10 protein-coding genes are annotated in these 15,026 nt (G+C 62.5%); 7 read left to right on the top strand and 3 right to left on the bottom strand.

The window, feature by feature from the left end; all coding sequences use genetic code 11:
• The 3 genes from VNH11_23580 to VNH11_23570 all read left to right on the top strand — a co-directional run.
• A partial coding sequence (locus VNH11_23580; protein ID HVA49367.1) for a MauE/DoxX family redox-associated membrane protein occupies positions 1 to 743 on the top strand: 743 nt, incomplete at its 5' end.
• A 467-nt stretch (positions 744 to 1,210) separates the two neighbouring features.
• Positions 1,211 to 2,287, top strand: a complete 1,077-nt coding sequence (locus VNH11_23575) for a hypothetical protein (protein ID HVA49366.1) — start codon at positions 1,211 to 1,213, stop codon at positions 2,285 to 2,287.
• A gap of 1,773 nt (positions 2,288 to 4,060) precedes the next feature.
• Positions 4,061 to 5,236, top strand: coding sequence for a hypothetical protein (locus VNH11_23570; protein ID HVA49365.1), 1,176 nt, complete (start codon positions 4,061 to 4,063; stop codon positions 5,234 to 5,236).
• Between the two features lie 235 nt (positions 5,237 to 5,471).
• Here VNH11_23570 and solA read toward each other — a convergent pair whose 3' ends face one another.
• The 3 genes from solA to VNH11_23555 form a co-directional block, all read right to left on the bottom strand.
• The gene (gene solA / locus VNH11_23565; GenBank protein HVA49364.1) at positions 5,472 to 6,602 is read right to left on the bottom strand and encodes an N-methyl-L-tryptophan oxidase; all 1,131 of its coding nucleotides are present in this window, start codon (positions 6,600 to 6,602) and stop codon (positions 5,472 to 5,474) included.
• 12 nt (positions 6,603 to 6,614) lie between these two features.
• Positions 6,615 to 8,303, bottom strand: a complete 1,689-nt coding sequence (locus VNH11_23560) for a tetratricopeptide repeat protein (GenBank protein ID HVA49363.1) — start codon at positions 8,301 to 8,303, stop codon at positions 6,615 to 6,617.
• Between the two features lie 332 nt (positions 8,304 to 8,635).
• The gene (locus VNH11_23555; protein ID HVA49362.1) at positions 8,636 to 8,821 is read right to left on the bottom strand and encodes a hypothetical protein; all 186 of its coding nucleotides are present in this window, start codon (positions 8,819 to 8,821) and stop codon (positions 8,636 to 8,638) included.
• A 135-nt stretch (positions 8,822 to 8,956) separates the two neighbouring features.
• Between VNH11_23555 and VNH11_23550 the strand changes: the two genes are divergently transcribed.
• The 4 genes from VNH11_23550 (at position 8,957) to infB (ending at position 14,969) form a co-directional block, all read left to right on the top strand.
• On the top strand, positions 8,957 to 9,229 hold the full coding sequence (locus tag VNH11_23550) for a small basic protein (protein ID HVA49361.1): 273 nt from the start codon (positions 8,957 to 8,959) through the stop codon (positions 9,227 to 9,229).
• Between the two features lie 25 nt (positions 9,230 to 9,254).
• The gene (locus tag VNH11_23545; GenBank protein HVA49360.1) at positions 9,255 to 10,460 is read left to right on the top strand and encodes an ABC transporter ATP-binding protein; all 1,206 of its coding nucleotides are present in this window, start codon (positions 9,255 to 9,257) and stop codon (positions 10,458 to 10,460) included.
• Between the two features lie 319 nt (positions 10,461 to 10,779).
• A complete protein-coding gene (gene nusA / locus VNH11_23540; GenBank protein HVA49359.1) occupies positions 10,780 to 12,111 on the top strand; it encodes a transcription termination factor NusA in 1,332 nt (443 codons plus the stop codon).
• A 230-nt stretch (positions 12,112 to 12,341) separates the two neighbouring features.
• Positions 12,342 to 14,969 (top strand): translation initiation factor IF-2, encoded by a 2,628-nt coding sequence (gene infB, locus VNH11_23535; protein HVA49358.1) that lies wholly within the window; start codon positions 12,342 to 12,344, stop codon positions 14,967 to 14,969.
• Positions 14,970 to 15,026: the final 57 nt, after the last annotated feature.

Raw genomic sequence — 15,026 nt, 5'->3', positions numbered from 1 at the left:
CGCCGATCACCACGCACGGCATCTGGACGCGGCCCGTGCAGATGGGCCTGGTCGAATACGAGCTGGGGCTGGCCGTTTGGCTTTTTCTAGGCGTCTTTGCCCGTCCGCTTCGCTGGTTGACCGCGGCAACCTTCACGGCCTTCGCTGCCTACTCGCTGAATCTCTGGGTAGCTGGTTCTAAAACATGCGGCTGCTTCGGTGCTATTGAAGTTCATCCGTCAGCGTCGTTCCTCGTGGACGGGGCACTGTCGCTCGCGGTTTTGTTTAGAAGAACCGAACGGCAGGGCCGAGATGTCGCCCCAGCACCAGCGAGCTTCTCACAGGTGTTCGCCCACCAATTTAGGCTCTTGGGGGCGACCGCAGGCTGCGCAGCCGCCCTTTTCTTTCCGGCCCATGCGGCTGCCTGGCCAATGCTCGCTCTCGTGACCGGTTATCCTTTAATTGTTGAGCGACCGTTGCAGGTTATCGCCTCGCGGTCCAGTGAAGAATCGGTCGCCGAGTTCTCCGTCCGTAATTCAACGGAGCAAACGATAAGGATCCTCGGCGCTCAGACAAGTTGTGGCTGCGCCTCAATTGATGATCTTCCGATTGCCATCGAAGCCGGCGGTCGGAGGCTGGTTCGCTTCCGTATCTCCTCCGCCCCGCCGGGGGAAACAGCGACCCACGAGGCACGTTTGTTCATTGACAGGGCCTCGCCCCGGATCATGCTGCAGGTAGTTATCGTCGCAGAGGGCTCAACCTAGCGCCTGTATCTTTAGTTTTGTCGGCCAGAGTGGTTCTGGCCCGCGGATGTCTCTGGTTCTGTATGGAGGAAAATGGAATGGTCAAAGCCGTCCTATCAATGTGCCTCGCAATTGCTATTCTTGGTGGCAGCGCGAGTCTGGTCTTTGCCTACACCTGTCCGGGCGCCTCGACCTGTGCCGGAAAGACTTGTCCCTCGGGCAATCCGATCTGTAAGTTGTCGGCCCCGTCGCAGTGCAACTGCTTTTCAAAATAAATTGAACGCCGAATCAAGCAACCGCGAGTCGGGGATCGACCTTCCGCTAGTAACCGCCAGCGCTGGGCTGGCTGGCCGTACAGCCCACCCGGCAGCGGTTACTATTAATAGCGTCGCTGCTACCGAAACTCGCGCTAATCGGCGCGAACGTCGCTCGCCATCCTGCTTTGCGATCCACTTGTTTTAGTGCCCTGAGGAGTAGAGGCCGCAACCATGAGAACAAAGTCTCTTTACTCCGGCGCTGCGTGGCGGCCGCGAGTATTGCTGCTGGGCGCGTATATCATGCTCGCGTACGTTCAAGTGACCACTGCGGCAGGGGTCCTCGAGCCCGTCGAACGAACAAGCGAGGTAGATGAGTCCGTGCTGACGAGAATACGGCATGAAGCTTATCCCGCGTGGGAACGCGCCGAAGCGGCTACGAAGAACCTAGAAGTGAAATGGACGGAACACGAGGATTATAGTTATATCGATGAAGGGGGTCAGAGGGCAAGCAGGTCGCTTGAATGGATTGAGACCATCTGCTGGGATCCTAGAAACTCCAGAAGGCTGACCGAAGTCGCTGGCGTGGGCACAGGCCACAAAACGCGCCGTGTCTTGAACAAAGAATACCGTTTCCTTGTCTACCAGACACCGGAGGCTGCACTCTGGAGCCTCGGCGAGGGCCGGCGCGGCGGCGGCGCGCGGGAGTTCAAAACCTTTGAGCCGTTTGAGGCGGAACACGAATGGATACTCCAGTCGAGTTTCCGGGTGATTGGCGTGCCGGTGCGCGACCTGATCGATGCACCGGTCTTTACGCTGCTTGAAGCGAGGTCGATGCGGGACTCGACATCGTCGAATGAGGAGGCCGTCATTTTGCGATCCCGCTACAACGGACCGAAGACCGAATGGATTCTCGGACCGGCGGAATACTGGGCCTTGCTGCGCCCGCAAGACGCGTGGTTCATCGATCGCGGCGGGGTCGATTTCCTATCAGAACAAAACCGGCAATCCCAAACAGTCAGCTACCAAACCGGCTTGGGCGGTCTCCCTTTTCCCGAACTGCTAACCTATGACACGGCGCAGGTGAAGGCCGACGTCAAACTACACCGCACTTATAAGCTCGCTCCCCCAAACGATTGCAATCGATCCGACGACGAGTTCCGCCTGGAATACTACGGCATACCCGAGGCGGCTCTCGACTCGAGGAGCGCGTGGTCGGCACTGGTGCTGTGGGCACTCGGTTTGGTGACGCTTGTCTTGATTTACCTTGCTGTGCGGCGAGTTTCACAACGGAGGCCGCCTGACGTTTAGTGCTTGATATAGCGTGCGAATTAAATGTTCGGGCCAGAGCGGTTCTGGCCCACGGAATGTGTCTCGTTGTATACGGAAGGAAAAAGTGATGTCCAAACGACTCTTATCGATTTGCCTGGCAATCGCTGTTGTTGCCGGTGGCGCCCGCCTCCTCCTTGGCGGCTACACCTGCGCGGGCTCGCTGCTTTGTAGCGGAAGCTGTCCCTTTCCGTTGGTGTGTACAGAAACCGCTACGGCCACCAATTGCGTATGCGAGTAGCGCCGTAGTGCTAATTCAGCGCCTTTTTGTCCATCCTCCGCGCAGTGCGGGGTATTGGCGCTCGTTACCAACTTTGAGCCGTGGAAGCGCCGAACGCGCGCCCCGCCACGTCGTTGGTTCGAGGTTGTCGCAGAATGGATCGGCAAGTCGGTGGGTGCGAGTAGTACCGGACGATAAACCTATAAATTGCCGTGGGCGATTACGCGCTTGCGCTTCGAGGGAGATGGGCTTCCTAACCCGTCGCCGTTGGCGTCACCGGCCTCGGATGGCCATCTTCCGAGAATAAACTACCTACCGGTCGCGCATGGCTATTTTGGCAAAGTCAATCCCGGGGTAGGCTCGAGTATCGTGGGCCATGCTGAGTGTTTGAGCAACCAACAATGTACGGTCGACAACGATGGGATTAGCATGCGCTTACTCCGGCGCCGGCTGGCGGCGAACATTATTATTGCTGGCAGCATTGTCGCTTCACTCCTCTCAACGCGTACTTAGGGGAGAGGTAATCGAACCGCCTCAAGCAACCGGGGAGATAAGTGAATCGATCCTCACGCGAATTCGTCATGAGGCATATGCAGCTTGGCAAAGGGCGGAGCAAGCGACGAGCAGCCTTAAGGTGACCTGCAGAGAACACGAGCACTATAGTTATGTCGACGAGGCCGGTCAGAGCCGCAGCAGGGCGCGTGATTCGATTGTGACCATCTGCTGGGATCCTAGCAGATCGAGAAGATTGATCGAGGTCAATCACCCGGGCAGAGGCGTAAGCCGCCGTGTGCTAAACACTGAGTACCGCTTCCTCGTCGCCCAAGGGGAGGGCGCCAGCCTCTGGAGGCTCGACGGCGGACGGCGCGGCAACGGTGCCAAAGTGTTCAGGGACTTTGAGGGGCTTGACGCCGAACGTGAATGGGTGCTCCAGTCGAGTTTCCGTGTCGCTGGCGTTCCGGTGCGGGAGCTTGTCGAGGGCGCCGGCTTTAAGCTTACCGAGGCGAGGTCAATGCGCGAGCCTGGTCCCGGCAACCAGGAGTCGGTCGTATTGCGATCAAGCTATAACGGACCTAAGACCCAATGGACTCTGCCACCCGCGGAATACTGGGTCGTACTCCGGCCGGACAACGCGTGGCTGATCGATCGTGGCGGAGCCGATCTCATGTCAGGGCAGACTAGAGTGTCCACAACAGTCACCTACCAGCCGGGCCGCGGAGGCCGTCCTTTTCCGAATGTCGTTACTCACGACAAGGTCCGCGCGAAGGGGGATGTCAATCTTTATCGCACATATCGCTTCGGCGCGCCCGGGCCATGCGACATGCCCGACACCGAGTTTCGCCTTGATCACTACGGTATTCCCGAAGCGGCCCTCGATTCCAGGAGCGGGTGGTCCCCGGTTGTGCTCGGGGCGCTTGGCTTGGTGGCGCTGGTCTTGATTTACCTTGTCGTGCGGCGCATTTCACAACGGAGGCCGCCCCACGTTTAGTGCGCGATACAGGCTTGGCGCTCTGCACACGCACGCGCCCAACTTTTTGGCTGCGCTCATCGTGTGCTATGCCACAACGGCTTTCGTTATGGCTAGTGTGGCATTTGGCATGGCGTTCGTGCCGTCGCTGCAAGGAAACGCGGTGGAGGCTGACGGCGTCTTTGTACGGATGGCGAATTGGGACGGCGAGTGGTATGCGCGCATCAGTCGCGATGGTTACTACTACAGCCCCGACCGCCCTTCCACGGCCGGCTTTTTCCCGGCTTTTCCCTTACTCGGCAGGATTTTAAGCCGCGCGACGGGTCTCTCGCCGGAAGCGGCGCTGGTCATGGTTTCAAACGTCGCCCTGGTGGGAACCTATTTGACCTTCGCCTACTACTTGGCCCATCGCTTTCCTGGCCATGCGGCAACTCAAAGCTATGCACTGCTGTGGCTGGCCGTGTTTCCCACGACCTGCTTTTTCCGTTTTGCCTACACTGAGAGCCTGTTCTCCCTTGTTTGCTGCCTTTGCCTATTGGCGATTGAGCAGAGGCGCCCGCTGTCTTGGATCGGTGCGCTCGCGGGCGCCGCAACAGCGATTCGCCCCGTCGGCGTCGCGCTACTGCCACCGGTGATCGCCGCCTGTTGGCAAAGATCGCGGGACGCGCGCTCCTTCGCCGTTTCCATGATTTGGCTCGTCCCTCTGGCAATCTGCGGGCTGGTGGGGTTTATGGCTTTCCAATACGTCGAGTTCGGCGACGCCGCCGCCTTCGCGACCGCGCAGCGTCAATGGCGGCTGCGCCCGCCGGAAGCGGCCTGGCCGACGGTCTTGGCGATCGGCACGCTAGAGCCGCTGTGGTCTGTTTACGTGCCGTCGTCACCCGCTTTTTGGCAGCGGCATGACTTGCAGAATCACTTTCTATTCAGCCTGCAGGCCTTCAACCCTCTCTATTTCTTGCTCGCGGTGGTTCTGATCGCCGCGGGCGTACGGCACCGTTGGATAAATAAAAACGAGGCGATGTTTGCCACGGCCGCCGTCGCCATCCCTTATTTTACAAGGTCGTTCGAAATGTGCATGGGAAGCTGCGGTCGTTACGTCGCGGTGGCGCTGCCGATTTACATCGTCCTTGGCCGGATGTCGGCGCGCCTACCACGCGTCGTCGTCTTCGTTGGATTGCTCCTATCGGCGTTTTTCCTGGTGATCTATTCGGTGTTGTTCGCAGCCCACTACTTCATCATTTAGGGGAACGGCGCGTAGGCGTTGCCGGCAGCGCATCGGCGCGCTAGCCATCGTGGCTGGCCTCGGGCCGAGCCACGCGCCGAATTGGCAGCGCGCTGCGCGTGGTTCGCCGGCCAAGCAGTGCTCGGCGAAGCATTGCCAATACAAGCTTGCGAGCGCCGGCCCACCATGAAAACGACGTCGGTATCGGTGGGCCGGCGCTCGCAAGCTCGCTGGTCCCACCCTACCGCTGCATCCATCAAGCGTGAAAGCGGTCCAAGCGTAAAAAGCCGATCGGGTGCCGCGTTTGACCCTTCAGGGCCAGGTCGGCCGCAATCTCGCCCAACACCGGCGCAAACTTGAAGCCGTGCCCGGAAAGGCCCGCTACCAGCACCACCTGCGGAAAGCTGGGGTGCCGATCGACAATGAAATGCTGGTCCGAGGTCATCGTGTACATGCAGACCGAATGCTGCCGCACCTCCGGCGTGGCCCGCGGCAGATAGCCGGCCACGAAGCGGGTCACGCGGTGGTGGTCGTCTGCCCGTAACGCGCGATCGAGCCGAAGCGGATCGTCGACCGGCTCGCCACCGCTGTGCTCGGCCACCTTCACACCACGCTCGTCGGTCTGCGGAATGCCGTAAAAGATTCCCGAGGGCAGCTCGTACAAGAAACACGGTGCGCCACGTTGGGCAAGGTAGGCGTCGTCGCGGGTCGCCAGCCAAAAGACCGGTTTGCGCAACACCGTCAAGCGGACCGCGAAATCGGCCAAAAGATCGCCGGCCCAAGGTCCCGCGGTAATCAGCAGCCGGTCGGCACGAATCTCTTCGCGGTCGGTTTGCACCGCGACCGACGGACCCTCGCCGCGCCAGGCCACCACGGCGCGGTCGCACCGCACCTCAGCGCCCGCCGCCAGGGCCGCGGCGAGGTGGGCCCGCACGCCGTCTTCGACGCGCAGATAACCGGCGCGGCGCTCGTAGGCGCCAAGCAGTCCGTCATGCGCGTGAAAGCCCGGCCAGCGGGCCACGATCTCGCCGGGCGGAACTTGCTCGACGTCGAGGCCGTGCCGGCGGGCGCTTTCCATCACGCCCGGCACGACCACGCCGTCGGCGGGGCCGATCTGCAACAGGCCGACCTCTTCCAACAGCGGCCGGCCCCACTCGGCGGCGAGTTCGCTCCAAAGTTCCCATGCCCGAAGCAGCAAGGGAACATAATCGGCGTGCTCGAAATAAGCCTGCCGAATGATGCGGGTCGAGCCGTGCGAGCTGCCGCGATCGTGTCCCGGCGGAAAGCGATCGAGACCCAGCACGCGCACGCCCCGGCGGGCCAGATGGCAAAGGACGGCGCTGCCCACGCCGCCTATGCCAACGACAATCGCCTCATAGCGTTCCATCCGCGACCGCGTTTAGGCGCCTTTCGCATCGGCGGCTTTTTTTGCATCGTCGGCCGTCTTATCGTCGGCCTGGTTGCCGAAGGGTTGAGCTTTCTTGCCGTCGCCCTGCCCACCCTGGCCGTTGTCGCCGGCCGGCAACTTCGCTTGGAACTGCTGGCGCAGCTTCTTGGCCAACTGGTCGTCGGGCTGGATCTTAAGCGTCTTGTCGAGTTGCTTCACCGCCTGCTGCGGATAGCCCAGGAATCCGTAGTGATAGCCCAGCAAGAAGCGCGTGCCGGCGTCGTCGGGAGCCGCTTTTACGGCCTTTTCCAAGGCCCGCAACTGCGTCGTGTAGTCGCCGATCTTGCCGTACAGCTCGCGGTAGTTCGCCACGACCACCCCCCACTGATCTTCGGGCAAGAGCAGCATGGCCTGCTGCACCGCGCCGGCCGCTTCGTTGAAGTTGCCCATGGCGAACAGACCCTGCGCCAACATCATGATCAGCACGCCGTTTTGCGGATCGTCGACCAGCGCGTGCTTCCAGGCATAGACGGCGGATTTGTAGTCACCGGCTTTGAAGTCGTTCTCTCCCTTCTGAGCGAACACTTCGGCGTCGCTGGCCTTCACGGCGGGCTGAGTTGGCTGAGTGGGCGCGGTCTGAGAATAGCCGTAGGGATAGCCGTACCCGCCATAGCCGTAGCCATAGGGACCGTAGTAATAGGCGTTGGGATTATAGCCATAGCCGTAGCCGCCATAACCATAGCCGCCGTACCCATAGCCGCCGTAGCCATAGCCCAGGCCGTACAAGCCGTAACCGAGTCCAAAGAACGGATAACCGAAGCCGAAAAAGGGATAGCCGAAGAACGGAAAAAAGCCGCGGTTGAAGTTGTGGTTTCCGTTCATGCCGTGGTGCTGGCCCATCATGCCGCCGTGGTGCTGGCCCATCATGCCGCCGTGGTGCATGCCCGACGCACCGCCGGTGCCGGTCAGGCCGCCCGTCGCGTTGTGGCCGCCCCAGCCCGTGCCCGTGCCGACGCCACCGACGTGATGCTGCTGCAAGAAATTGGAATGTCCGCCCAAGTTGCCGGCCTGGTGCGACAAGAGGCCCTGGGCATGCGTGCCGGCGAACGTCGTTCCGCCGACGCCGCGGTAGCCGCTCATCACGTGGCTGCCCGCCGTACCGCTGTTGAAATGTTGTCCGGTAAATGAACTGGGATTGTGGTTAACGGTGCCCAGACCGCCGGCATGATGACCGCCGACGCCGGAGAATCCGCCCAGGGTCCCACTATGGCCGATGCCTCCACTATGCATTCCGCCAATGGCAGGCGAGCCGAGGCCGCTATGTCCGCCGAGGCCGCTGTAACCGCCCAGTCCGCTATGTCCGCCGATCCCATAGCCACCCATGCCAGCGTGATGGCCGCCGCTGATGCCGCCCATGCCGCCCATGCCGCCGTAATGTCCGCCGCCGTAGCCACCCATTCCGCCCATGTGCCCTCCGCCGAAGCCTCCCATGTGCCCGCCGCCGAATCCGCCCATGTGCCCGCCGCCGAATCCGCCGCCAAAACCTCCGTGGCCCCCGCCAAAACCTCCGCCTCCGAAGCCTCCGCCGCCGTGGCCGCCTCCACCACCCCCGCCGCCACCATGCGCCTCCGCAAGTTGCGGCATGTTCCACATCAACACGGCCAACAGAGCGGCCACCGACGACCATTTGCGGAAACGCATGACAATCTCTCCTTATTATTGCTTTGAGCACCGCTTTCCCACCGTTATTGTAGACGGCAGGTAAAGGACGTGCAGCAAGCTGGCGATATTTTAATCTCCGCCGCAGGCAAGAACGGCACGAGGCCGGAAACTTGGCCGCCGCGGGCGGTCACGACGCTCAAGGCGGGCGGGCGTTAGGGCCGGTACGCCTAACCCGTCGCTTCCGATGCTATGAACTGCAACGGTTGCCAGTTGGGATCCCGTGCGCTTGTGGAAATCCGTGGCTTGTGCGCCGACATCCAGTAAAGCTTCGCCGAACCCGGTACGCAGGCGCCCTACACCAACCGCGGAGATTAGTCCGAGTCCGGCGGTTCGGTCGCGTCGGCTTTCAGTCGTTGGCTCATGCGCCGATGACGTTCGCTGAGCTCGAGGCGACCGGCCGCCGCGGTGATACGGCTGAGCTCGGCGTGAATGTCGGCGCGAAATGGATTGATCTTCAACGCTTCTTCCAGCGACGCGCCGACGACGAGGTTTCCCATTGGGGCAGCGAGACGTGACCGGTCCGGACCGCCTGCCTTGAAGCCAAGCGCCGGCTTGCCTATATTAGTGGGTTGCGAATTGAACCAAAGCCGCCCGTGCGGGAATAAAGAGGTCGGAGAAGGAGAATCGTCGCCATGACTATGGACAAGAGCTTGCAGATTCGTGCCGGGTTGGTGCGCTCGCGGAGCGTGCTGACCCGCGGCGAGCGGATCGCGCGGCTGCAATCGTCGGACCGTTGGCAAGAAGGCCAAAGCCCGCTGGGTCTGCCCAAAGTGCGGGTCTACAAGATCTCGATGAAGAAGAAAAAGAAGCGTAAGGAAGAAGAAGAGGGTGAAGGCACCGCGGTCGCCGAAGGCGCCGCTGCCGCGCCGGCCAAGAAAGGCGCCGCCGCGCCGGCCAAGAAGTGATGTCGATCGTCCGCCAAGGGTGATCATGGCTGGCATCGTGCTCGAAGGGCTGTCTAAACGCTATCCCGGCGGCATTGTTGCCTGCGACAGCCTCGATTTGGAAGTGTACCACGGCGAGCTGCTGGCCCTGTTGGGACCGAGCGGTTCCGGCAAGAGCACGCTTTTGCGATTGGTGGCCGGACTCGAGCGGCCGACCGACGGCACCATCCGCATCGGCACACGCGCGGTCAACGACGTCGCGGCCCGAGATCGTGACGTGGCGATGGTCTTTCAAAGCCACGCCCTCTATCCGCACTGGACAGTTTACAAGAACCTTTCGTTCGGCCTCAAGTCTTTCAGCCGCAAGGAAATCGACGATCGGGTAAGGCAAACCGCGGCCAAGCTCGGCATCGAGTCGTTGCTCGACCGCAAGCCCGGCGAACTTTCGGGCGGAGAAGGGCAGCGCGTGGCGCTGGGGCGGGCCATGATCCGCCGTCCGGCCGTATTTCTCTTCGACGAGCCGCTTTCGAACCTCGACGCTCCCTTACGTCTCGATCTGCGGCGGCAGATCAAGCAACTCCACGCCGAACTGGGCGCCACCATGCTCTACGTGACCCACGATCAGTCGGAGGCATTGGCGCTGGGCAACCGGGTGGCCGTCATCCGTCGGGGCAAAATCGAGCAAGTTGGCCAACCGCAGGAAGTTTACGACTGGCCGGCCAATCGTTTCGTGGCGGGCTTCGTGGGAAACACGCCGATGAATTTTTTCGATGCTCGACCGGCGGGCCAGGGGGCGGACGGCAGCTCATTTCGCCTGTCCGGCGGCGGTTGGTCGATGGAGGTCGACCGCCACTGGTGGCGGGGGAGTGAAACCGGCGGTCCCTGCCAGGTGGGGCTGCGGCCCGAAGACGTGCATCTTGTCGGCCCCGCCATCCCTTATCGCTCATCCCTCAGCCCGCAGCCATCCCCGAGCGAGACGGCACTTTCCGACGACTCTGTGGCCGTGCCGGCGTGCGTCGAGATGGTCGAAAGCCAAGGCGATGGTTGCCTGATCTCGATTTCGCCGGGTCCCTCGGCGACGCAATCGCCGAATTCGGCATCGCCTAATTGGACCGGCGCGGTATTATGTAGGTGTCGGGACTGCTCGGGGCTGAAACCAGGAGAGCAAGTTATCGCATTGTTGGACATGCGGCGGGCACATTGGTTCGACGGCCAGTCCGGTCGAAACCTGTGTCCGCCGGGGGTGAGATAGGTAACCAGGTCGGTACCTTTATGTCGGTAGTCGTCTAGTCGGGCGGCGGCCGGTGGGGTAGGCTGGTTGCCGTTTTCGTTTTATGGGGCGTAGGGCGGGACCAGCGAGCTTGCGAGCGCCGGCCCGCCCTACAAGTAGGTACTTAATTTATTTCAAGGAGGCCAAGACCGGGCGGTGGCGCGAGCGTTGAGCCTTGCCGGGTGCCGCCCCAAGATGAATGACGCCACCGGTGGGAAATGCGGACCGAGCTCCGCCCGACCCGCCTTACAATTCGACAATCCGATTTTTAGCGCGCCACGGGCGCCGAAAGATGAGTGCCATGAATACCAGCGAACTGCTCCGAATCGTCGACACGATTCACCGCGACAAGAACATCGACAAGGAAATCGTCTTCGAGGCGATCGAGGCGGCCTTGGTCTCGGCCGCCAAAAAACAATACGGTGAAGAACAGGACTGCCTGGTCCACATCGACCGCGCCGACGGAACCATCAGCGGCACGCACAACGGAGTGCCGCTCGACGCGGGCGAGACCCTGGGACGCATCGTGGCCCAAACCGCCAAGCAAGTCATCATCCAGAAGGTCCGCGAAGCCGAGCGCGACGCCCTGTACGACGAATACGACAAGGAAAAAGGCCAGCTCGTCACCGGAGTCGTGCAGCGGTATGAAGGCGGCGCCGCCACCGTGGCGCTGCCGAATTGCGAGGCCATCCTTCCCCGCAGCGAGCAGATTCCGGGCGAGACGCATCACGCCAACGAACGCGTGCGGGCCACGATTTGCGAAGTGCGCAAGGCCGGCAGCCGGGTCAAGGTCATTCTCAGCCGCACCCGGCCGGCGCTGGTCGGCCGGTTGTTCGAGCAGGAAATCCCGGAGATTGCCGACGGCGTCATCGAGATCAGGGCTATGGCACGCGAGCCGGGCTATCGCACGAAAGTGGCCGTGAGCAGCACCGATCAGCGGGTCGATTGCGTCGGCGCGTGCGTCGGCGTGCGCGGCAACCGCATCAAGAACATCGTCGATGAATTGGCGGGCGAGCGGATCGACATTGTCCGCTGGAGCGACGACATGCAGGTGTTGATTCCCAACGCCCTGCAGCCCGCCGAGGTCGATGAGGTCATTTTGTGCTCGATGCTGGGTCGGGCCATCGTGCTGGTGCGCGAAGACCAGTTGTCGCTGGCCATCGGCCGCCGCGGGCAAAACGTGCGGCTGGCCAGCAAGCTCTGCGGCTGGGATATCGAGATCATGACCCGCGAAGAGCTCGACGAGCAGATTGAACGGGCGGTCGGCGGGTTCAGCGCCCTGGAAGGCGTCGACGAAGGTCTGGCGGAAAAGCTGGTCGGCGAAGGCTTTTTGTCCTACGATGATCTGTCGGTGATCGAGCCCGACTCGCTGATGGAGATGGGCGGGCTGTCGCTGGAGCAGGTCGATACGATTGTGGCCCAGGCCGAAGCGAAAGCGCTTGAGGCCGAGGCCGCGGCCAGCGAAGAGCGTCGCCGCCAGCGCGAGCAGGAACGGATCGACGCCGCCACCAAGGAGCTTGAGGCGAAAGAGAGGGAGGAGGCCGAGTTGCAAGCCGGCGCCCCACCGATGCCAAACGGCTCCGAGGCACTGGCCGAGGTCCAGGAAGTGCATTCCGAAGAAGGTGGGCAGTAGGGTGTAGGTTGGTAGGGTGGGACCAGCCGAATCGCCTTTTTTTCGCTGAAAGGCAACAGTCAGGCTTTCCAGCCCGACCGCTTTTAGCCTATTATGATTGCTTGGCAAGGTCGGGCTGAATAGCCTGACCTACGGATTTGTGGGCCGTTTTAGGAGATGGTCACAATGAGTTAACTGAAAGACGCCGGCCGTATCCTAGGCCGGCCACAATGACGACGGAGATCGCAGACTTGTCCGTACGGATCTATCAACTAGCTAAAGAATTCGCAATTGACAGTAAAGAGTGCGTCGAGATTTGCGCCAAAGCAGGCGTAACGGGCAAAGGATCTGCGCTAGCGAGCCTGACTGACGAAGAAGAATCGACGGTCCGGGCTTATTTAGCGGGCGGCGTGGGAAAGAGCAACGGACGCAAGCCGGTGGCCGCCGGTTCGAAGGGCGGGACGGCGACCTTGCCGCCGCCAGCGACGACCGCGCCGGTCAGCCGCGAGGCCTACATTCCGCCGGGTGGCACTTCGGGCAAGCCGCCGGTGCTCCCGTCCAAGCCGGCGCCGGCCGCCAAGACCGAGCGCGTCGACCGGCCTGCGGCTGCCGAGGCGTCCAAGAAGCCACCCGAAGGTCCCAAGGCGCCCGTGATTCGCGTGGCCCCCTTGCCCACCGCGCAGCAACCGCCGCCGCCCGTCAAACCCGCCGAGCCGGCCCCTCAGAAGCCGGTCATCAAGCTACCCGCCGACGTACGCAGTGGCCGCGCTCCTTTGGCCCAGCAGGTCAAGGTTGTGGCCGAGCAGAAGCTCGACACGGCGCCCGCCGGACCCGCCAAGAAGCCGGGCGGTGCTCGACCGGCCGGTCCCGCGGCTCCGCCCAGCGCTCCCGGCTCGCTTCGCCCGCGACGCGGCGCCAAGCCGGCCGCCGCCGAAGGTGGCCTGGCCCAAATGGGCACCCGCGAAGAGCGGCAACGCATCCGTAAACGGACCGCCGGCGATCGGCCGCTACGCGTGGGAGCCGGCGGAGTGGTCGAGGAAGAACGGGCCTTCCGGCGTCCCCGGCCCCGCCATAAACGTCCGGGCATCAGCACCGCCGCGCCGCGCAAGGGACACGTCGTCATTCAGTTGCCCTGCACCGTGCGGGCCTTCTCGGCCGCCATCGGCGTCGGGGTCAACATGGTCCTCGGAAAGCTGCTGCAGTTGGGCATCATGTCCAAGATCACCTCAGAACTCGAAGCCGAGACGGTCGAGCTGTTGGCCGGCGAATTCGGCGCCGAAGTCGAGGTCCGCAAGGCTTACGACATCGAGAGCCAGTTGATCAGCGCCATCCAGGCGGAGCAAGACTCGGCCGAGCAGCTCGAGCCGCGAGCGCCGGTCGTCACCTTTTTGGGACACGTCGACCACGGCAAGACGTCGTTGTTGGACCGCATCATCGGCACCAACGTGGCGGCGGGAGAAAGCGGCGGCATCACCCAGCACATTCGGGCTTATCGTATCGAGCGCGAGGGTCGGCCCATCGCCTTCGTCGATACGCCGGGCCACGAAGCGTTTACGCAGATGCGTGCCCGCGGAGCGAACGTCACCGACATCGCGGTGTTGGTGGTGGCCGCCGACGACGGCGTCATGCCGCAGACCGAAGAGGCCATCAGCCACGCACGCGCGGCCAATGTTCCCATCGTGGTCGCCTTGAACAAAATGGACCTGCCCGGCATCAATATCGACCGCATCATGCAGCAGTTGGCGGTCAACGAGTTGTTGCCGGCCGATTGGGGCGGCACGACCGAAGTGGTCAAGTGCAGCGCGCTGACCGGCCAAGGGGTCGATGACCTGCTGGAAACGCTGCTGACGATTGCCGAGTTGCACGAATACAAGGCGAATCCGCACCGCCATGCCTACGGCACCTGCTTGGAGTCGGAAGTCAGCGAAGAACGCGGCGTGATGGCCAAAATGTTGGTGCAAAACGGCACGCTGCGGACCGGCGACGTGCTGGTTTGCGGCTCGGCCTACGGCCGCGTCAAGGCCATGTACGACACCCTCGACCCGCGCCGGACGCATGAGACGGCGCCGCCCTCCACGCCGGTCAACATAACCGGCCTCGACCAGGCGCCCGGCGCCGGCGAGCACTTTTACGTCATCCACGAGATCAGCGACGCCCGACACATCGCCGAGCAACGCCTGACGCAGTCGCGCCGCCTGGCGCTGTCGAAGCAGACGGCGCACGTCACCCTGGAGACCCTGCACGAGCGGCTGGGCGGCGAAGAGGTGCAGATGCTGAACATCATCCTGCGGGCCGACACGCAAGGATCGATCGAAGCCATCATGAAGGAATTCGGCAAGCTGCAGCATCCGGAGGTGCAGCTCAAGATCCTGCAGAAGATGGTGGGCGGCATCAGCGAGGCCGACGTACACTTGGCCGACGCCTCGGATGCCGTGATCATCGGATTCAACGTCGTGCCCGATGAAGGCGCACGATCGCTGGCCGACGAGTGCGGCGTGCAAATCCGTCGTTACGACATCATTTACCAGGTCACCGACGACATCAAAAAGGCGCTCGAAGGGATGCTCAAGCCCGAAAAGCGCGACGTCGACCTGGGCCGCGCATTGGTGCAACGCACGTTCCTCATCAGCCGCCTGGGAACGATTGCCGGCTGCCGCGTGCTTTCGGGCACGATCGAACGCAACTCGCGGGTCCGCGTGATTCGCGACAGCCGCGTGCTGGGCGATTATCCGCTGGAATCGCTGAAGCGCGAGAAAGACGACGCCCGCGAGGTGCGCGAAGGCATGGAGTGCGGCATGAAGGTGCGGGGTTACAACGACCTGAAGGAAGGCGACATTTTGGAGTGTTACCGGGTCGAGGAATTTGCGCGCACGTTGTAGGAGGCTGCGTGATTTTCGATTTTGGATTTTGGATTACAATCTAAAATCCAAAATCGA

The sequence above is a fragment of the Pirellulales bacterium genome (assembly GCA_035533075.1).
Taxonomy (GTDB): domain Bacteria; phylum Planctomycetota; class Planctomycetia; order Pirellulales; family JAICIG01; genus DASSFG01.
The sequence above is the reverse complement of the archived record's forward strand: the minus strand, read 5'-3'. Positions and strand labels throughout refer to the sequence as shown.